18 protein-coding genes are annotated in these 18,372 nt (G+C 46.1%); 10 read left to right on the top strand and 8 right to left on the bottom strand.

Annotated elements, in window-relative coordinates:
• The first annotated feature begins 106 nt into the window (after window positions 1–106).
• The 5 genes from HGD77_RS02775 (at window position 107) to HGD77_RS02755 (ending at window position 6,529) form a co-directional block, all read left to right on the top strand.
• Entirely contained in the window at window positions 107–640 is a 534-nt protein-coding gene (locus HGD77_RS02775; protein WP_005103222.1) for a hypothetical protein, read from the top strand.
• Between the two features lie 9 nt (window positions 641–649).
• Entirely contained in the window at window positions 650–1,636 is a 987-nt protein-coding gene (gene holA, locus HGD77_RS02770; RefSeq protein ID WP_138743095.1) for a DNA polymerase III subunit delta, read from the top strand.
• A gap of 123 nt (window positions 1,637–1,759) precedes the next feature.
• Window positions 1,760–3,121, top strand: a complete 1,362-nt coding sequence (locus HGD77_RS02765) for a MacA family efflux pump subunit (protein WP_044109941.1) — start codon at window positions 1,760–1,762, stop codon at window positions 3,119–3,121.
• 2 nt (window positions 3,122–3,123) lie between these two features.
• Complete coding sequence (locus HGD77_RS02760) at window positions 3,124–5,100, top strand: MacB family efflux pump subunit (protein WP_138743096.1); 1,977 nt, start codon at window positions 3,124–3,126, stop codon at window positions 5,098–5,100.
• A 10-nt stretch (window positions 5,101–5,110) separates the two neighbouring features.
• Complete coding sequence (locus tag HGD77_RS02755; RefSeq protein WP_114542004.1) at window positions 5,111–6,529, top strand: efflux transporter outer membrane subunit; 1,419 nt, start codon at window positions 5,111–5,113, stop codon at window positions 6,527–6,529.
• Between the two features lie 66 nt (window positions 6,530–6,595).
• Here HGD77_RS02755 and HGD77_RS02750 read toward each other — a convergent pair whose 3' ends face one another.
• Window positions 6,596–8,431 carry a tetratricopeptide repeat protein gene (locus HGD77_RS02750; RefSeq protein ID WP_138743097.1) on the bottom strand — a complete coding sequence of 612 codons (1,836 nt, stop codon included), beginning with the start codon at window positions 8,429–8,431 and terminating at the stop codon, window positions 6,596–6,598.
• A 97-nt stretch (window positions 8,432–8,528) separates the two neighbouring features.
• Window positions 8,529–9,299 carry a ThiF family adenylyltransferase gene (locus tag HGD77_RS02745; RefSeq protein ID WP_129716334.1) on the bottom strand — a complete coding sequence of 257 codons (771 nt, stop codon included), beginning with the start codon at window positions 9,297–9,299 and terminating at the stop codon, window positions 8,529–8,531.
• 182 nt (window positions 9,300–9,481) lie between these two features.
• Here HGD77_RS02745 and HGD77_RS02740 point away from each other — a divergent pair, with 182 nt between their 5' ends.
• On the top strand, window positions 9,482–9,727 hold the full coding sequence (locus HGD77_RS02740; RefSeq protein ID WP_005107898.1) for a hypothetical protein: 246 nt from the start codon (window positions 9,482–9,484) through the stop codon (window positions 9,725–9,727).
• 40 nt (window positions 9,728–9,767) lie between these two features.
• Here HGD77_RS02740 and orn read toward each other — a convergent pair whose 3' ends face one another.
• Window positions 9,768–10,325: an oligoribonuclease gene (orn, locus tag HGD77_RS02735; protein WP_005107901.1), complete on the bottom strand. Its 558-nt coding sequence runs from the start codon at window positions 10,323–10,325 to the stop codon at window positions 9,768–9,770.
• Window positions 10,326–10,450: 125 nt separating this feature from the next.
• Here orn and rsgA point away from each other — a divergent pair, with 125 nt between their 5' ends.
• The 4 genes from rsgA (at window position 10,451) to secB (ending at window position 12,783) form a co-directional block, all read left to right on the top strand.
• Entirely contained in the window at window positions 10,451–11,509 is a 1,059-nt protein-coding gene (rsgA, locus tag HGD77_RS02730; protein WP_168730659.1) for a ribosome small subunit-dependent GTPase A, read from the top strand.
• A gap of 93 nt (window positions 11,510–11,602) precedes the next feature.
• Window positions 11,603–12,010, top strand: a complete 408-nt coding sequence (locus HGD77_RS02725; RefSeq protein WP_138743098.1) for a rhodanese-like domain-containing protein — start codon at window positions 11,603–11,605, stop codon at window positions 12,008–12,010.
• 21 nt (window positions 12,011–12,031) lie between these two features.
• The gene (grxC, locus tag HGD77_RS02720) at window positions 12,032–12,286 is read left to right on the top strand and encodes a glutaredoxin 3 (RefSeq protein WP_004278388.1); all 255 of its coding nucleotides are present in this window, start codon (window positions 12,032–12,034) and stop codon (window positions 12,284–12,286) included.
• A gap of 38 nt (window positions 12,287–12,324) precedes the next feature.
• Window positions 12,325–12,783 carry a protein-export chaperone SecB gene (secB, locus tag HGD77_RS02715; protein ID WP_004278389.1) on the top strand — a complete coding sequence of 153 codons (459 nt, stop codon included), beginning with the start codon at window positions 12,325–12,327 and terminating at the stop codon, window positions 12,781–12,783.
• Window positions 12,784–12,947: 164 nt separating this feature from the next.
• Here secB and HGD77_RS02710 read toward each other — a convergent pair whose 3' ends face one another.
• From HGD77_RS02710 to HGD77_RS02690, 5 genes are all read right to left on the bottom strand, one after another.
• Window positions 12,948–13,754, bottom strand: coding sequence for an enoyl-ACP reductase (locus HGD77_RS02710; protein WP_004647438.1), 807 nt, complete (start codon window positions 13,752–13,754; stop codon window positions 12,948–12,950).
• Window positions 13,755–13,881: 127 nt separating this feature from the next.
• Window positions 13,882–14,703: a TatD family hydrolase gene (locus HGD77_RS02705; RefSeq protein ID WP_138743099.1), complete on the bottom strand. Its 822-nt coding sequence runs from the start codon at window positions 14,701–14,703 to the stop codon at window positions 13,882–13,884.
• Window positions 14,700–15,662: an RsiV family protein gene (locus HGD77_RS02700; RefSeq protein ID WP_138743100.1), complete on the bottom strand. Its 963-nt coding sequence runs from the start codon at window positions 15,660–15,662 to the stop codon at window positions 14,700–14,702. Before HGD77_RS02700 ends, HGD77_RS02705 begins: the two co-directional genes overlap by 4 nt.
• 44 nt (window positions 15,663–15,706) lie before the next feature.
• Complete coding sequence (locus tag HGD77_RS02695) at window positions 15,707–16,531, bottom strand: hypothetical protein (RefSeq protein WP_138743101.1); 825 nt, start codon at window positions 16,529–16,531, stop codon at window positions 15,707–15,709.
• Window positions 16,532–16,642: 111 nt separating this feature from the next.
• Window positions 16,643–18,235: a peptide chain release factor 3 gene (locus tag HGD77_RS02690; protein WP_004647433.1), complete on the bottom strand. Its 1,593-nt coding sequence runs from the start codon at window positions 18,233–18,235 to the stop codon at window positions 16,643–16,645.
• Between the last annotated feature and the right edge of the window lie 137 nt (window positions 18,236–18,372).

The following is an 18,372-nucleotide window of genomic DNA, read 5'->3' as shown; positions in this document are numbered from 1 at the left end:
ATTTCACAATTCCCAAACAAAGCCCGTTGCCAGCCAACGGGCTTTGACTTTACAATCCAGTTCAGGATTTCAAATATTCCCCTTCGGGAAGCATAGAGGGCAACACATGCATTTGGGCAAACATTTAGCAGCAATTGTTTTAACTTGTGGTCTGAGTGCAGGCTTAGTCGGCTGTGGCTTTCATCTGAAAGGAACCAATCCGAGCTCCGCCCCTGTTGCTTACTCTGTCATGAGCCTGTCTTTACCGCCCAATACTGAAGAACTGCAAGAGAAACTGGCAGTTTACCTCGGTGCTGCAGGCGTACAGCTGAGTAATGCACCCAATGCTTATGTGTTACGTGTCCTGGATTACACCCCTCGCCGTCTGGAACTGAACGGTAAACTAGTTGAAACCTTGTTACGTTTAAACGTGACTTTCCGGATTGAAGATGCACAAGGCAATCCGATCACTGAACCACGCACTGTCGTGGCAACACGTACGTATCAATATGATATTGAAACGGTCAACACCGATGACCAGGAACAAAAATATCTGAATCAGGTCATTATTGATGATGTGGCGCAGCAGATTGCACGTCAGATTTCATCGAACCGCTTACCCTTAGCCAAACAAAATACCTCAGCGCAACCTGCTCAATAAGACCTCTTTATGAAACTTGATTATCTACAAGCCCTGAAACGTGTCGATGAAGCTCGCGGTGCTTGGGTCTTGCATGGTCAAGAGCCTTTGCTGGAACAGAATTTAATTGATGCCTTTCGGGCCAGCTGGCAAAAGCAGGACATCGAACGTCAACGCTATGACATTAGTTCGGTCGCCGACTGGAAAACCGTCTTTAATGCCTTGAACAGCTTGTCGCTGTTTTCAACCCAGTTGGCGATTGAAGTACATGGCAATATCAAACCGGATGCCAGCGCAATCAAGTTACTGAAAAACTATTTGCAGCATAATGAACAAAACCTGCTGTTGGTGGTGATGCCCAAACAGGATAGTAATAGCCTGAAATCCAGTTTCTTTCAGCTGATTGATGCCAATGGTGTGAATGTTTCGCTGGTGGCCAATTATCCAAAAGACCGGCAGCAGATTCTGGGTATTGAAGCTGAAAAACTCGGCATTCGTTTAGCCAATGATGCCTGGCAATGGCTGGAACAACATCATGAGCACAACCTGCTTGCAGCAAAGAACAGCCTGATGCGGGTTAGCGATACCTTTGCTGAAGTCGATATCATTCAGGTTGATCATTTATATGCATGTTTACAAGATCAGTCACGTTATAGCACCTATGATTTGAGCGATGCCCTGCTACAAGGTAATCTTTCCCAGTCGATCAAAATTTTTCAGTATCTAGTCGTTTCAGATGAACCGATGAGCCTGATTTTATGGAGTCTCAGCAAGGAAATGCGTCTGTTGATGCAGCTGTTTGAACAACCGCAAAATGCCTTGCAAATCGGGATCTGGAAAACCAAAGTCGGGTTATATCAACAAGCCTTGCGCCGTCTCAGCCCACAGACTTTTCTGGCCTGGCCGGGGTTATTATTAAGAATTGATGCCTCAATTAAAGGACTCGGACATGAAAATCCGGAGCATTTGGTACTACAGGCGATTTCCATTATCTGTGGCAAGCCCCTATTTCACTAAGTCTTTGTCAAAATTCGAAAAATAAAATAATAATCATTCCCATTAGTTTAAAAAATACACGATTTATCCTAATTTCGCTTTTATAATCGTTCACAATTCTCTGATTTTGAACCGATATTGATCATGCCAAAAATAAAACCGACGAAATTGATTATGGCCGCCGTGATTGCCATTGCGCTCATCGCTGCGGGGTGGTACTTCCTCAAACCCAAAGAACAGCCTCCGCAATATATTACGGCTGAAGTCACCCAAGGCGATATCGAAAGCTCTGTACTGGCGACTGGTATTCTGGAAGCGACCAAGATGGTCAGCGTGGGGGCGCAGGTTTCGGGTCAGGTCAGAAAAATGTATGTAGAACTGGGCGATCAGGTCAAGCAAGGTCAGCTGATTGCGCGGATTGACTCCGTTCGTCAGGAAAATGATTTAAAAACCGCTGAAGCCAGCATTAAAAATCAGATGGCACAACTTGCAGTAAGACAGGCGAATTTGGCCAAAGTTGAAGCTGAATACAACCGTCAGAAAGCCATGTATGCACAGGATGCCACTTCTCGCTCAGAGCTGGAATCGGCATTTGCGAACTATAAAACGGCGCAAGCGGATATCACCGCTATCAATGCACAGATTGAACAGTCGCGTTTGACGCTGGCGACTGCCAAAGAAGATCTTGGCTATACCCAGATTGTAGCCCCGATGGATGGCACGATTGTGGCGATTGTGACTGAAGAAGGTCAAACCGTGAATGCCAACCAGAGTGCGCCGACCATTGTTAAACTGGCCAAACTCGACACCATGACCATTAAAGCTGAAATTTCTGAAGCGGATGTCATGAAAGTTGAAGAAGGTCAGACGGTTTATTTCACTACGTTAGGCAATAACGAGAAAAAGATTTACGCCAAACTGCGTCAGGTTGAGCCTGCACCCAATTCAATTAATACCGATGGCAATACCTCAAGCTCATCGTCAAGTTCTGCGGTGTATTACAACGCATTGTTCGATGTCCCGAATGAAGATGGAAAATTGCGTATTGATATGACTGCGCAAGTTTATATCGTACTGGATGAAGCTAAAAATGTGCTGACCATTCCTGCTGCGGCCATTCAAGGTTCAAACCGTCCTCCACGTGCCAATCGTGGTGAAGCGCGTGGTGAGGGTTCTCTCGGTGAAGGCGGCTCGGCATCACGTCCTGAAGGCGATTCGGCTCAAGGTAACCGCCCTGCCGGTGAACGTCCAGCGCGTCTAAACCTGTCTGAAGCAGAACTTGCGCTGATTGAGCAAGGTAAAGCACAGCGTGGCGTGGTTCGTGTCTTGCAAGCCGATGGTACTGCGAAACCAACCCCTGTATTAATCGGCTTGAATAACCGTGCCACTGCGCAAGTGCTGAAAGGTTTAAAACGTGGTGATCAGGTGGTGATTGCCGATGGTTCTGATACCTCCAATGATGCGGCAAAACGCGGTGGCAATAGCCGTGGCCCAATGAGAATGTAAGCATGAATTCACAACAACAGCCTCTCCTCGAGGTGAAAAATCTGGTTCGTGAATTCCCTACGGGTGAAAGTACGGTCCAGATTTTAAAAGGGGTGAATCTGGAGATTTATCCGGGTGAACTGGTGGCGATTGTCGGTCAGTCCGGTTCCGGTAAATCGACCCTGATGAACATTCTGGGTTGTCTGGACAAACCGACCACGGGTAGCTACAAGGTCAAAGGCCGTGAAACCCGGGAACTGGAAGCGGATGAACTGGCGCAATTACGCCGTGAATATTTCGGCTTTATTTTTCAGCGTTATCATCTGCTGGGCGATTTAAATGCAGCAGGCAATGTCGAAGTCCCTGCGATTTATGCCGGTGCAGATTCATCTGAACGACATGCGCGAGCCGTCAAGATTCTGACCGATCTGGGTCTGGGTGAAAAAACCCAGAATCGTCCGAGCCAGCTCTCTGGTGGTCAGCAGCAACGTGTCTCGATTGCCCGTGCGCTAATGAATGGCGGTGATGTGATTTTGGCGGATGAACCGACCGGTGCATTGGACAAGAACAGCGGTATTGAAGTGATGCGCATTTTGCGTGAACTGAATGCCAAAGGTCATACCATCATTCTGGTCACGCATGATCATAATGTAGCGAAAAATGCGACGCGGATTATCGAGATCTCGGACGGCAATATTATTTCCGATCAGCCCAATGTTCCTGAAGTCGAAGAGCATCTGGAAAAACAGCCGCTAATCCGCAGTGAACAAAAGAAGATTTCTTCATGGCGTTCTGCGGTTGACCGTCTCGGTGAAGCTTTCCGTATGGCCTTGCTGGCCATGAATGCGCATCGCATGCGGACTTTCCTGACCATGCTCGGAATCATTATCGGTATTGCTTCGGTGGTCTCGGTGGTGGCACTCGGTAATGGCTCACAAAAGCAGATTCTGGAAAATATCAGCAGTCTGGGGACCAATACCATTACCGTATTTCAGGGTCGAGGCTTTGGGGATAATTCCAGATCTTCACAGTCCAAAACCCTGATTCCGGCCGATGCCGATGCGCTGGCTGAACAACCGTATGTCGATGGCGTCAGTCCGTCGGTGAATAGCAGTGTCACCGGCCGTTATAAAGAAATCGAAGCTTCAACCACGGTCAACGGCGTCAGTGAGGATTTCTTCTATGTGCGTGGCATGACCTTCCAGTCCGGTCAGCCCTTTGACCGCAGTAGCGTCATGCAACAGGCACAAGATGTGGTCATTGACACCAATACCAAAAACACCTTCTTTAAGGATGGCACCAATCCGGTGGGTCAGGTAATTTTACTCGGGAGCGTACCGAGCCGGATTATCGGGGTGATCGACGCGCAAAAAGGCATGATGGGCAATAATGACAGCCTGAATGTCTATCTGCCATATTCCACCGTGATGAGCCGTATGCTGGGGCAATCCAATGTGCGTAGCATCATTGTGCGGATCAAGGATGAATACCCAAGTGTGGCGGCTGAAAATGCGATTCTGAATCTGCTGGTACAGCGCCATGGCGCGCAGGATGTGTTTACCCAGAATGCCGACAGTATCCGTGAAACCATTCAGCAAACCACGGCGACCATGACCCTGCTGATTTCAGCAATTGCGGTAATTTCACTGGTGGTCGGCGGGATTGGCGTAATGAATATCATGCTGGTATCGGTAACCGAACGTACTCAGGAAATTGGTGTGCGTATGGCGGTGGGTGCCCGTCAAAGTGATATTTTGCAGCAATTCCTGATTGAAGCCGTTCTGGTCTGTATCTTGGGTGGTATTTTGGGTGTGCTGCTTTCCCTCGGGATTGGCCAATTAATTACCCATTTTGCCGGCGGTACTTTCCAGATGGCGTATTCAACCACTTCGATTGTAGCGGCCTTTGTCTGCTCAAGCCTGATCGGGATGGTGTTTGGCTTTATCCCGGCACGTAACGCTGCTCGTCTGAATCCAGTCGATGCGCTCTCTCGCGAATAAGGAATCTGATATGCAAATGAATTTAACCAAGCTTGCCAGTGCCCTGTTGCTGGGAAGCTCGCTGGTCGGTTGTGCCGCAGTGGTGAAAACCCCCTATGAACAGCCTGCGATCAATATGCCGGGTAGCTTTCAAAACAATAAGGTGCTTAGTCAGCAGATTCATGCTGATATTTTGGCAGATCAATGGTGGACTTTATTTAAAGATCCGCAATTAAATAATTTGGTGAATGAAGTATTGGCGCAGAATACCGATCTGGCAGTGGCCGGCATCAGTTTACAACAGGCCCGTATTCAAGCCAGACAAGCTCAAAGTCAGCAAGGCGTTCGCGTCGGTGATGCAAGAATTTCAACGGGCCATCGTTTTAGCCTAGATGGTGGCGGCGATTCTTCGACGGGTCTTTCACTGGGTTATCCGGGCTTAAGCTATGAACTGGATCTGTTTGGCAAACTGGCCAATCAAACCGAAGCCGCTCGCTGGGAGGCCTTAGCCTCTGAAGAAGACTTGCAGGCAACTGCTCAGAGCCTGATCGGCACCACAGCGCAACTCTATTGGCAACTGGCTTATCTGAATGAACGTTATAGCGTGGTACAGCAAAATCTGGCGACCGCGCAAAAAACCTATGATCTGGTGCGAGTGCAATATCGTGCCGGCGCAGTATCCGGTCTGGATTTAACCCAGGCGGAACAGGCGATTCAAAGCCAACAGGCAACCTTAAGCCAGATTGAACAACAACGTGTGGAAACACGTACCGGACTCGCGGTATTGCTGCACATGCCGGTTCAACAGCTCGCGATTCAAGAGCCAAGCCGTTTACCGAATATTCAATTGCCGAGTATTCAGGCTGACTTACCGGCGAGTTTATTGTCACGTCGTCCTGATCTTCGAGCGACTGAACTGCGCTTGCGTAAGGCACTGGCCAATAAAGATGCCAACAAAGCCAGCTACTATCCATCCATTAGTTTGACCGGCAATCTGACCACCGGTATTGGCAGCAGTACGTCCCTCTCGAATGCACTGAAAAATCCGGTTGCAACTTTAGGTGCAGGTCTGACCTTGCCTTTCCTGCAATGGAATGACATGAAACGTGATCTGCAAGTCAATGAGCTGGAATATGAAAAAGCCATTATCCAGTATCGCCAGACCATGTACGAAGCCTTTGCCGATGTGGAAAATGCCTTGTCGAATCGTACTGAGCTCACTAAGCAGGTTGCATTACAGCAACGCAATGTTGAGCTGACAGAAAGAACTGAACGCTTGACTGAAGTGCGTTATCGTAATGGTGCAGTGGCCTTGAAAAACCTGCTGGATGCACAGGAAACTACGCGCAATGCGCGGCTGTCTTTGGTGCAAACCAGACAGAACCAGTACAATGCTTATGTCACCTTGATGCAGGCATTGGGTGGTAGCCCGATTAAACAATTACCTTAACAAAGCTTGATCCATAAAAAAACCGCTGTCAGACAGCGGTTTTTAGCTCATATGATTTGAGTCAGTTTATTTCATTTGCAAATACGCATTCACATTTTTCAATAATTCAGTGGATCGCTCATGTCCGAGTAAACTGCCTTTTTCCAGCCAGTCCCGTGCGATTCTGATATCACGCTCCACGCCAATTCCCTTGGTATATAAACGTCCAAGATGGCTATAAGCATCCGCATTTACCTGCGCTGCCGCCTGCTGATAATACTGTACGGCTTGCTCAATATTGCTCTCAACACCTTGACCCTGTTCATATGCTTCACCCAGAGCATTCAGTGCTACACCATTCTGCTGAGCGGCTGCTTTTTGCAGATAGCTCAAGCCTAAGGCAATATCCTGCGCAATCTGTTGGCCTTTAAGATATTTCAAGCCCAATTCTGCCTGTGCTTGGGCATGACCCAATTGCGCAGCCTGATGCAGATAACGATTTGCTAGCTCTAAATTGTTCACAAAGACAGGATAAATGCCTGACAGAGCTTGGTACAGGAACCATGCCGCCTCTTTCGAACCTTTCGCAACCGCCTGATTCAGATACTGGATAGCTTTGTCACGTGTCGGTAAAGGATATTCAGCTAGACTATAAAACCGGCCGACGCTATAAATTAAATCCGCTTCAGATTGAGCTTCAATCAGCCAATACTGCTGTGCCGCGCTCTGAATCATTTGTGTGGCTTTGGCAATGTCTTTTACTGTACCGACACCATTTAAATAACACAGCGCTAGCCCCATCTGTGCAGACACATCATCAGGACTAAGCTGATAGGCAGCCTGATATAACTCAAATGCTTTTTGCGGTTCGTTGGCCACCAGGTGCTGCTCAAAATACAGCGCAGCAATCATGCATAATGCAGGCGCATGCTGACTGTTGGCCGCTTCCGACCAGTAACGAAATGCCATGGTTTCATTTTTATCAACATACCAGCCATGAAAATAAGCCAGCCCGATTAAAGTCTTGGCTTGTGCATCGGCATGCTCTTTGGACTGCTGCAATAAATGCTGGAACACGCGTTGACGCTGGTCGGTATCGATACGGCCTTGTAACACACCGGCATAATAATCATAGAGACCTTTCTGGTCACCGAGACTGATACAGCGTTTAATAAATTGCAGCGATTGCATCAGGTCTTGGGGGAGAATCTGTCCATGCCCATAATCATCGGCGATCTGCTGATTAGCGGCCAAATGATCTTGTTGTGCCGCCAGAAACAGATAATGAATTCCTTGCACTAAATCTTGGGTTGTTGAATCTGCCAAATAATACTGAGCCAACTGATACTGCGAATTGGCATGACCCTGCCCGGCATTTTGAATTAATAATGCCAGACGCTGTTTTTCTGCAGTCATCTCGTTTTGAGGCTGGCCTTCGGTAGAAGAAAGTTCAGTGATGCGATACTGGGCATCCAGATTGCCACGTGCTACGGCATGTCGGTACCAGTACAGGGCTTTTTCCGGGTCAGCCTGTTGATACGCCTCCCCTTCATGAATCTGCCCCAAATGATAAGCCGCTTCATCACTGCCCAAGCGAAAGGCTTTGTCTAGGTAGCTAATGGCTTTTTCAGTATTTTGCTCATGTCCCAGACCTTGCAGATGCATCAGACCCATGCCTACATAGGCTTGTGGGATTTCCTGTTGCTGGGCCAGCCCCTGATAAATCTGATAGACACGTTCATAATTCGGATATTCCGGATCTGAACTCAAACGTGCTGCGTGTTTCAGTTGAGCATCAATCTGCTCAATCCATAAATCATGTTGTACAGCCTTCGCCTGATCACGTTTCACCGGATCCGGACGTTTCCACATCCAGATCGCCAACGCCCCTATCCCCAAAATCAGTACCAGCAAGAACCACATAGCTGCTCCAAAACATTATTTTTGTTCTGCAAATGAATCCTTTCATTCTAAACGCCAGTTTAAAAAAAGCACATAGATTGTGCTTTTTATTTTTAAATCAGGCTTTTGCTCTTTTACTATCGAGCTTTTTCAAGCCTTCTGCCACGGCGACCATGGCAAAGCTTGAAGTCACCACCACGGCAGAGCCATAACCACCACAGCGTAAGCCGGCACTGGCGCAGACATCGGCACTCGAAAATGGATTATCGATGGAATAGACACAGGTAATACCGAATTTTTCTTTGGGCTTTTTACAGATGCCTTTAGCACGTAACTGGACACGTAATTTGGCCAGCATCGGGTCCTGTTCGGTTTTAGATAAATCTGCAACACGAATTTTCAGTGGATCCAGTTTGCCACCTGCCCCGCCCGATACAATTAAAGGAATCTTGTTAAAGCGACAATGTAGCATCAGGGCAAATTTGGCTTTGACATCATCGATGCAATCTAAAATCAGATCCGGTGTCGGAGCTAAAATTTCTTTGATATTCTCAGGCGTCAGATAATCATCAATTAGATTGATTTTAATCCGTGGATTAATTGCACGACACCGCTCGGCCATAACTTCAATTTTTTCATGACCCAAGGTGGTACTCATGGCAGGTAACTGGCGGTTGATATTTGATGCCGCCACCACATCCATATCGACCAAGGTCAGTTCGCCAATTCCGCTACGTGCCAGAGCTTCTACTGCCCATGAACCGACACCACCGATGCCAATCACCATCACATGACTTTTTTCATAATGGTTAAAGCTGTCTTCTCCATAAATTTTGGCAACACCAGCAAAACGGCGGTCATATTCATCATCTTGAAGCAGGTCAGTCATAGGTCATCTATAGCAATAAAAATACCGGATCATTTTAGCAAAATCCGCTTTTCTTTACCGCCACTAAATTTTTGATCGATTTAAATGACATTCAGATTGGATGAGAGCGACAACCGACTCGCGATTGATTAAAATATCAACAAATTAATTCTATGTCATTTGGCCAAAAGGAGTGGAATGTCATGCTATTTAACACCCTTTTGGGTTTGAACATTGTTTGTATCGGGCTTTATTTTTATGTTCTGATCAGCCAAAAGAACAAAAATTATTATCTCAGCATTCTCATTCGTTTAATGACTTTAGGATTATTTGGCTTAGTTATTTTCGATCGTTATGAAACACAGAATCATCTGATTGTGTTATTACTCTTGTGGGTAGGCTTTGAAAGCATGGAGCAGTTTTACACTAGAAAAAATCCAGTTCAGTAAAATAAAAAAGAGGCTTTCGCCTCTTTTTCATCTATCGGAATTAATCTTTATTCATGATGAAAAAATATTCACGATAGTATTTCAATTCCGCAATCGAATCACGAATGTCATCCATCGCCAGATGCGAGGCATTTTTCTTGAGACCGCTCATGATTTCCGGGCGCCAGCGTTTGGCCAGTTCTTTCACTGAAGATACATCCAGATTACGGTAATGGAAATACTGCTCCAGTTCAGGCATCAGGCGGTGCAAGAAACGGCGATCCTGACAGATCGAGTTACCACACATCGGTGAAGATTTTGGATTGACCCATTTTTTCAGGAATTCAATAGTTTGCTGTTCGGCATCCTGAGCGGTCAGTTTACTGCGACGTACACGTTCAATCAGACCAGACTGGCCATGCTGGCGAGTGTTCCACTCATCCATGGCATTTAACAGACGTGCAGGCTGATGTACCGCAAGCACAGGACCTTCTGCCAAAATATTCAAATTGTCATCGGTTACAATTGTTGCAATTTCAATAATTTGATCATTGTCTGTGTCTAGACCTGTCATTTCAAGGTCAATCCAAATCAGGCGGGTATCAGCGGTGCTGCTCATAAATGTGCAATCTTATTGGGTTTAAAAACAACTATAGTAGCAAATTAATTACATCTTGGGTGTCATTCGGGGGCTGCTTCATGCTATTTTTGCCATCTGATTTACACGGTTTTTTTAGGATATGAATGGCCTTAATACGTAAGCGTCGTCTGACAGAGCAACAACAGCGCCGCATTCAGAAACAACAGAAAACACGTCAAGAAGATCTCGATACCTCCAGTGATCTTGAAGGTTTAGTGGTGCAACATTATGGCCGCCAACTTGAAGTGCAAGCTTTGTCTCGCCCTGACATTCACCCTGAAAAACCTGTGGTCGCCGATGGTGAGCCTGAACCTTTCTGGAAAGAGATTGAACTGGACAGCGTCTGGCGCTGTCATACTCGAACCAATCTGGATTTATTGGTCACGGGTGACCGGGTCAAATGGCAAGCCGATCCGAATACCGGTTTAGGAATTATCACCGCGATTCATCCCCGAAAATCCTTATTGACACGCCCCGACCGCTATCACAAGGTTAAACCGGTAGCGGCCAACATTTCACTGATTGTGATCGTGTTTGCACCATTGCCTGAGCCAGCGCCGGGCCTGATCGACCGTTATCTGGTGGCCTGTGCCGATGCCGATATTCCTGCATTGCTGGTGATGAATAAAGCCGATTTGTTAAAAGAAAACGATCCGATTCTGACTCTGCTGCAAGAATATCAAGATCTCGGTTATGAAGTGATGCAGACCCAATCCGATGGCGACCTGACTGCACTGTCTAATCGTCTGGAAAATGAAACGGTGGCTTTCGTCGGTCAATCTGGTGTGGGTAAAAGCACGCTGATTAATGCGATCGTGCCGGATGCCGCACAGAAAACCAATATTATTTCGGAAAACTCGGCACTTGGTCAGCACACTACGACATCAACGCGCTTGATCGGTTTTGGTCAAGGTGCCGCCCTGATTGACTCTCCGGGAATTCGTGAATTTGGCCTGTGGCATCTGACTTTAGATAAGGTACAAAGCGGCTTTCCTGAAATTGAAAACCTGCTCGGCCATTGTCAGTTCCGTAACTGTACCCATAAGCATGAAAAACAATGTGCTTTGCGTCAGGCTGCTGCCGCAGGTGAAATTTTACCGCGCCGACTGGACAGCTATTTACGTTTAATCGACGAAATCACTGAAGCACAGCAAAAAAATTAATTTTCTTAACCCTTGGCCCTTGAAGCGGTGATTTTGATCACCATATTTATGAGCTATACTCTTGGCAATTTTAAAATTGTAATTAGGTGAATTGTGGAACGTTGGTTCGAGTTTATGGGGAATCACCCCTTCTTATTTGGAACACTCGCGGTATTAGTGGTTTTGTTCTTCATTATCGAAGGTCAACGTAACGGTCGCAAAATTTCTCCGCAATCGCTGGGAATTTTAGTCAAAGCAAAAAATGCCATGCTGATTGATTTACGTGATGCCAAAGACTTCCGTGAAGGTCATATCAGCGGCAGCCGTAATATTCCATATAGCCAGATTACAAAACATGTTGAAGAGCTGAAAGCATCTGATCGCCCTTTGGTGTTCATTTGTAACCTTGGACAGGTGGCTGGTGCTGCATTACAGCAGGTTGGTCATGCCGATGCCTACCGTCTTGATGGCGGCGTCAGCAACTGGAAAGCTCAAGGTTTACCTTTGGTGAAAAGCAAATAATCCACGAACAGGAGATTGATCATGGCTGAAGTTACTATTTACTCGACGACAGTGTGTCCTTATTGCGTGCGTGCAAAACAGCTACTGGAACGTAAGGGTGTGGCATATAAAGAGATTAACTTGTCTCAAGAAGCGCCTGAAGTACGTCTTGAATTGATGCAGCGTACCAATCACCGTACCGTGCCACAAATTTTTATTAATGATCAGTTCATCGGCGGTTTTGACCAGCTTTATGCTTTAGAGCGTGAAGGCAAACTTGATGAATTGCTGGCTTAACCTTACTAAAATTATCACTTCATATTAAGGATCAAAAAATGAGTGAAGAACAACAAGCTCAACCACAATTGGCATTAGAGCGTATTTATACCAAAGATATTTCTTTTGAAGTTCCTGGGGCGCAAGTTTTTACCAAGCAATGGCAACCTGAGTTAAACATCAATCTTTCTTCTTCTGCAGAAAAAATTGATGAAACTCATTTTGAAGTAGCTTTGAAAGTCGTGGTTCAAGCGACCAACGAAGGTGATACCGCGTTTATCGTTGATGTCACTCAAGCTGGTATTTTCCTGGTGGATGGCGTTGAAGAAGAGCGTCTTCCATACATCCTAGGCGCATACTGCCCGAACATCCTGTTCCCGTTCCTACGTGAAGCAGTGAATGATATGGTGACTAAAGGTAGCTTCCCACAATTGCTATTGACTCCAATCAACTTCGATGCTGAATTTGAAGCCAATATGCAACGTGCGCAAACCGCCGCTGTGGATGGTCAAGCTTAATCGCTGTCCTTCAAATCTAAAAAAGACCGCTTATGCGGTCTTTTTTATTGGTAACTTCCCTCTCCTCACAGAAGATGAGAAACGCTGTTTCGCAAGGGGGAGAGGTAAATAAAAATCCCCTCATCCCGGCCTTCTCCCAAAGGAAGAAGGTGAAAAGTAGGGTTTTACTCTGCATCCGCCATCAAATCAGCGCTCATCCCAACAGTGTTAAAGCCGGCATCAACATACAGGATTTCACCAGTGATTCCGTTAGCCCATGGCGAGCACAGGAATAATGCGGCATTACCGACATCTTCAATTGTCACATTACGTTTTAATGGTGCAACTTTCTCATTCAGGTCAAGCATTTTACGGAATGATTTAATACCGGAAGCTGCCAAAGTACGGATTGGACCCGCAGAGATCGCATTCACGCGAATACCTTCCTGACCCAAGCTAGACGCCAAATAACGTACGCCAGCTTCTAAAGAGGCTTTGGCCATACCCATCACGTTATAGTTTGGCATTACACGCTCAGAACCTTGGTAGGTTAATGTTAGCAAACAACCTTGACGGACTTGTAGCAAAGGTTTTGCCGCGCGTGCCATTGCGATAAAGCTATAGGCACTGATGTCATGCGCAATATTAAAGCCTTCACGATCCGTGATCTCGGTGAAGTCACCGTCCAGCGTATGTGCCGGTGCAAAACCGATAGAATGCACCACGCCGTCCAGACCATCCCAGTGTTTAGCCAGTTCAGCGAATGCATGGTCAATTTCAGCATCGACTGCCACATCACAAGGAAAAACCAGTTTCGAACCAAACTGTTCAGCAAAGTCATCTACCCGCTTTTTCAGCTTTTCATTTGGATAAGTAAAAGCCAATTCAGCACCTTCACGATGCAATGCTTGAGCAATACCAAAAGCAATCGATAATTTACTCGCAATGCCCGCGATCAAGAAGCGCTTACCCGCCAAAAGTCCTTGTGCCATGTGAATCTCACCTAAAAAAATGTATATGGCATGATGCCAAGTCTGGAGCATTTTAGAAATTGCATAATGCACCTTTTTTTCTATTTATGATGAACTGGGAATTTAAGACCGAGTTAAGAGCGTTAACTTAAATGGCCAGATGCAGGGCCTGATGAGTATTTTGCCAGAGCTGTTCAGCCAGTTCCTCTTTGTGCATATGCAGGCTCTTTGCCAGTCCTTGCAGCACATAAGGTAAATTTGCAGGGGTATTTCGGGTACGTTGCTCGGTCGAGCTTTGACAACAGAGTGGTGTCATATCCGGACAGTCAGTTTCTACTACCAGATGTTCCGGTCCGACATACTGCACCACTTGATGCAGTTTTTTGGCATTTGGATTGGTGATTTGCCCGGTGATGCCCAGTTTGAATCCCAGTTTGATAAAGGCTTTGGCTTCCTCAACCCCACCACCAAAGGCATGCGCAATGCCGCCCTGTTTAAACTGCTGCTGTTTTAAAATCTGCAAAACCTCCGCATGTGACTTACGGATATGCAGCAAAACCGGCTTATCGAATTGCTGTGCCAGTTCAAGCTGTGCAGCAAAAAAATCTTTTTGTTTCTGGAAAATTTCAGCCTGTTTGTGCTGTTTAAAAAAGGTATCCAGTCCGATTTCACCAATGGCAATACAGTGCTCATTTTTAAGCAGCTGTTCCAGCTCCTGTAAATGATCAGTCTGATGCTGTTCAATATAAAATGGATGCAAGCCCGGTGCTAAATGACTTTGCGGTGCATTTTCCAGGTCATTGATAAAGTCGTGAGTTCCTAACAGATCAGCAAAACGGTTTTGTAAAAAACCAATTAGAACCAGATGCTCGACACCTGCCGCTTTGGCCGCATACGCCAACTGTTCCCGATCAGGATCAAAATCGGGAACATCAAAATGGGTATGCGTATCAAACAGTTTTAAGGTCATTTGGCTTTTGCAGCAGATGCTGGCTGTGCCTCAGAGGCAGCTTTTTCAGTTTTAGGCAGATATTCAGGTTTCAGTACACCTTGTAGCTGCTCATAAGGAATCATTAAACGTGGCAAGCCAACCACATATGGCCCAATTTCATATTCGGCATATTGCAAGACCAGACCTTGTTGAGCCAGATAGAAATTATCGGTGAGTTTGAACTTCCAGGCCTGTTCATATTCCGCCACATCTTTGGCCAGCTTGGATTCTACCACCCAGTTTTTAAACGCATCATAAGCACGCGCTTCCAGTTGGGCTTTCTGTTTGGCCGCAATAATGTCATCCAGCTTAACCAGTTTTTTCTGCTCCAGATCAAAATTATAATAAGTCTGTGCAGATGCGCCGTGTGCGCCTCCCAAATAGTAACTACTGTTCAGAACCACGGTCGCCAATGGATCTCCTGAAGTCAGAATCTTGGGCTTAATCATCAGGCTAATACTATGACTGGCACTCAGGGCCTTAAGCTCCTTATCCAGATTCAAGAAAGTCTGCATATAAGGCTGGGTTTGCTGTTCAAGCTGCTGTTTCGGTGTGGTCACTGTGGCCAAAGCCGCTTTAGGTTCAGAGGCGGCAACGTCTGCTTCGCTGGCAGCGCTCACTTTTGCCGGTTCAATCGCATCCACAGACAGGATACTTTTCAACTGTTGCAGAATCTGCTGGTCGATCCATTCATCAATAAAGCTCTGATTACTGTTCAGACGTTCGATCGAAATTTCCGGACAGCTTTTGTCTTCACATTCTGGAATCGCCAGCTTGAGCTTTTCGGTATCGCCGCTGAGTTTAAGTGCTTCAGCTTCGGCTTGTAGCACCTCGGAAGCACTTGATTCTTCCGGCTCATTACTCTTCGGCTGACAGGCACTCAGCAAGATCGCTGACGCCAGTATGGATAGACAAAAGATATTCTTGTATTTTGGCATTCATTCACCTTTTTGGAACCTGTACGCTTGCAGGATCATGAGCTTTAAAACATATGCTGATAGATATCAGCTTTCAAGACCTGTTGTGTTTGTTGTTTTGTTAAATAAATATCCAGTTGTTTGGCATCTTTGCTAATTTCATGGCTGCGAAAATGCAGCCCAATGCCTTCCTGATCAAAGAACCAGTCAGCCTGTCCCCAATACAGTTTTTTCGGCGCTTTCTGCTGAACTTGCTGATCGTTTTCTTTGAGCCATGTATCATAGGCTTGCTGAATAATCTGATCCATTACTAACTGTTGCTTAGGATCGACAATATCCAGTGGGGTTAGCATTTTCTGCTGGCGACGATCAGCCACAAAAAAATAATAGCGCTCATGCACGCTGACATTTTCCTGTTTGGTATCGACCCCAATCTGCATCAATACATATTGATTGCGTTGGTAAGGAATACGGGTATATAGCGATAACTCATAAGCCTTGTTCAGATTAAGCTGCGCCTGCCAGGCATCCGATTTTTTTACATAGGCATTGATCGCCTGCTGTAAATTCATGTCCTGTTTCAAGCCGATTTGATCCTGAATCACTTTGGCCTGCTGCTTTTCAATCCATTGGTTCATCCATGGATCAACCGTATGCAAGGTCTGAATATCCAGATTGATACAGTTTTTATTTTCACAAAATGGCAAGGCAATCTTGGCCGGCTGCTCTTGAATATTCAGATAAGGCAAAACATCTGCGGTCTGCTGAGCTGCGGTGATTTGCTCATTTTCCGGAGTATTAACAGGCTCTTTTTCGCTTTGATCACAGCCACTCAGGACAAGACTTAAACCAATCACAGAACCGAGGACGACTTCCTTGCTGAGCTTCATTCTCTTTGCTATATCTATCGAGTTATTAATTGCTTAAATGTAGCATAAAATAAAACAGCTTCCGGAGAAGCTGTTTGATATTTTTAAACTTTAGCTGCGGAACGTTAAAGTTTAGTGTTCACGCGTATTGTGGAACACGATGTCCGGATAACGTTCTTGCATCAGCTGCAAATTCACGCGGCTTGGTGCGAGATATGTCAAATGACCACCACCATCGACAGACAACTGGTCATGAGCTTTTTTCTTGAATTCGTTGAATTTCTTCTCATCATCGCAAGACACCCAACGTACTGTGTTGATGCTGACCGGTTCGTAAACACAATCAACTTTGTATTCTTCTTTCAGACGGTAAGCCACCACTTCAAACTGTAGCACACCCACCGCACCCACGATCAGGTCGTTGTTATTCTGTGGCATGAATACCTGGGTTGCCCCTTCTTCAGAAAGCTCTTTCAGACCTTTTTGCAATTGCTTGGATTTTAGTGGATCTTTCAAGCGGACACGACGGAACATTTCAGGCGCAAAGTGAGGAATACCGGTGAACTGAAGTTTCTCACCCGAGGTAAATGTATCACCGATCTGAATGGTGCCATGGTTATGCAAACCAATAATATCACCCGGCCAGGCTTCTTCAAGATGCTGACGATCGCCAGCCAAGAAAGTTAAGGCATCGCTGATACGCACATCTTTATCCAGACGTACATGCTTCATCTTCAAGCCTTTTTCATACTTTCCTGAACAGATTCGCATGAAGGCAATACGGTCACGGTGTTTCGGATCCATATTGGCCTGAATCTTGAAGACGAAACCGGTGAAGCCTTCTTCATCTGCTTCTACAACACGATCTTGAGTCGGATGGGCTTTAGGAGATGGCGCATATTGACTGAATGCATCCAAAACATGGTCGACACCAAAGTTACCCAGGGCTGTACCGAACAACACAGGCGTTTGACGACCGGCCAGGAATTCTTCACGGTCTAAAGGCTCATTGGCCATTTGTACCAGTTCCAGCGATTCTTCAAATGCTGCCCAAGCCAGTTCACCCACTTTCTCACGAAGATCAGGATAGTCATAACCATCACGCACTTCGATCTCAGTAATCACTGAACCGAAACCGGCTTTATACACGTAGAATTTTTCTTCGATTAAATTAAATACACCGGCAAAATCACGGCCTGTACCGAGTGGCCAGGTGATCGGGACACATTTAATTTTTAGAACGTTTTCGATTTCATCCAGAAGCTCAAGCGGCTCACGGATTTCACGGTCCATTTTATTGACGAATGAAATGATCGGAGTATCGCGCATCCGACACACTTCCATTAGTTTAATGGTTCGGTCTTCGACACCTTTTGCCCCGTCAATCACCATCAGCGCCGAGTCTACCGCGGTTAGGGTACGGTAGGTATCTTCCGAGAAGTCTTCATGTCCCGGGGTGTCCAGAAGATTGATCATCTTGTCTTTGAAAGGGAACTGCATTACCGAGGTAGTAATCGAAATGCCACGCTCTTTTTCCATTTCCATCCAGTCCGATGTTGCGGCCCGGTCAGATTTACGGCTTTTTACCATCCCGGCCACCTGAATGGCCTGACCCCATAACAGCAATTTTTCTGTCATGGTGGTTTTACCGGCATCGGGGTGGGAAATAATAGCGAACGTACGTCGCTGGGCGACTTGTGCCGCCAGTTCTTGCTTAAAGCTCATGAAATATACCTACTGCTCAATACACAGCATTCGAGATCAAATTCGATCAATATGAAAAAAATTGGCGATATTGTAGCAGAGTTTCAGGGTGGAGTTCCGTGAGCCATGTTGTCTATCCTGACGCTCAATGAATTAGA

Origin of the sequence: Acinetobacter sp. NEB149, assembly GCF_012516415.1 — a bacterium.
GTDB classification, from domain to species: Bacteria; Pseudomonadota; Gammaproteobacteria; order Pseudomonadales; family Moraxellaceae; genus Acinetobacter; species Acinetobacter lwoffii_V.
This window is presented reverse-complemented; position numbering and strand designations above follow the sequence as displayed.

Excerpts from the sequence above, each read along its gene's own strand:
- HGD77_RS02775 (WP_005103222.1), top strand. The coding sequence starts at position 107 with ATGCATTTGGGCAAACATTTAGCAGCAATTGTTTTAACTTGTGGTCTG.
- holA (WP_138743095.1), top strand. The coding sequence starts at position 650 with ATGAAACTTGATTATCTACAAGCCCTGAAACGTGTCGATGAAGCTCGC.
- HGD77_RS02765 (WP_044109941.1), top strand. The coding sequence starts at position 1,760 with ATGCCAAAAATAAAACCGACGAAATTGATTATGGCCGCCGTGATTGCC.
- HGD77_RS02760 (WP_138743096.1), top strand. The coding sequence starts at position 3,124 with ATGAATTCACAACAACAGCCTCTCCTCGAGGTGAAAAATCTGGTTCGT.
- HGD77_RS02755 (WP_114542004.1), top strand. The coding sequence starts at position 5,111 with ATGCAAATGAATTTAACCAAGCTTGCCAGTGCCCTGTTGCTGGGAAGC.
- HGD77_RS02750 (WP_138743097.1), bottom strand. The coding sequence starts at position 8,431 with ATGTGGTTCTTGCTGGTACTGATTTTGGGGATAGGGGCGTTGGCGATC.
- HGD77_RS02745 (WP_129716334.1), bottom strand. The coding sequence starts at position 9,299 with ATGACTGACCTGCTTCAAGATGATGAATATGACCGCCGTTTTGCTGGT.
- HGD77_RS02740 (WP_005107898.1), top strand. The coding sequence starts at position 9,482 with ATGCTATTTAACACCCTTTTGGGTTTGAACATTGTTTGTATCGGGCTT.
- orn (WP_005107901.1), bottom strand. The coding sequence starts at position 10,325 with ATGAGCAGCACCGCTGATACCCGCCTGATTTGGATTGACCTTGAAATG.
- rsgA (WP_168730659.1), top strand. The coding sequence starts at position 10,451 with ATGGCCTTAATACGTAAGCGTCGTCTGACAGAGCAACAACAGCGCCGC.
- grxC (WP_004278388.1), top strand. The coding sequence starts at position 12,032 with ATGGCTGAAGTTACTATTTACTCGACGACAGTGTGTCCTTATTGCGTG.
- secB (WP_004278389.1), top strand. The coding sequence starts at position 12,325 with ATGAGTGAAGAACAACAAGCTCAACCACAATTGGCATTAGAGCGTATT.
- HGD77_RS02710 (WP_004647438.1), bottom strand. The coding sequence starts at position 13,754 with ATGGCACAAGGACTTTTGGCGGGTAAGCGCTTCTTGATCGCGGGCATT.
- HGD77_RS02705 (WP_138743099.1), bottom strand. The coding sequence starts at position 14,703 with ATGACCTTAAAACTGTTTGATACGCATACCCATTTTGATGTTCCCGAT.
- HGD77_RS02700 (WP_138743100.1), bottom strand. The coding sequence starts at position 15,662 with ATGCCAAAATACAAGAATATCTTTTGTCTATCCATACTGGCGTCAGCG.
- HGD77_RS02695 (WP_138743101.1), bottom strand. The coding sequence starts at position 16,531 with ATGAAGCTCAGCAAGGAAGTCGTCCTCGGTTCTGTGATTGGTTTAAGT.
- HGD77_RS02690 (WP_004647433.1), bottom strand. The coding sequence starts at position 18,235 with ATGAGCTTTAAGCAAGAACTGGCGGCACAAGTCGCCCAGCGACGTACG.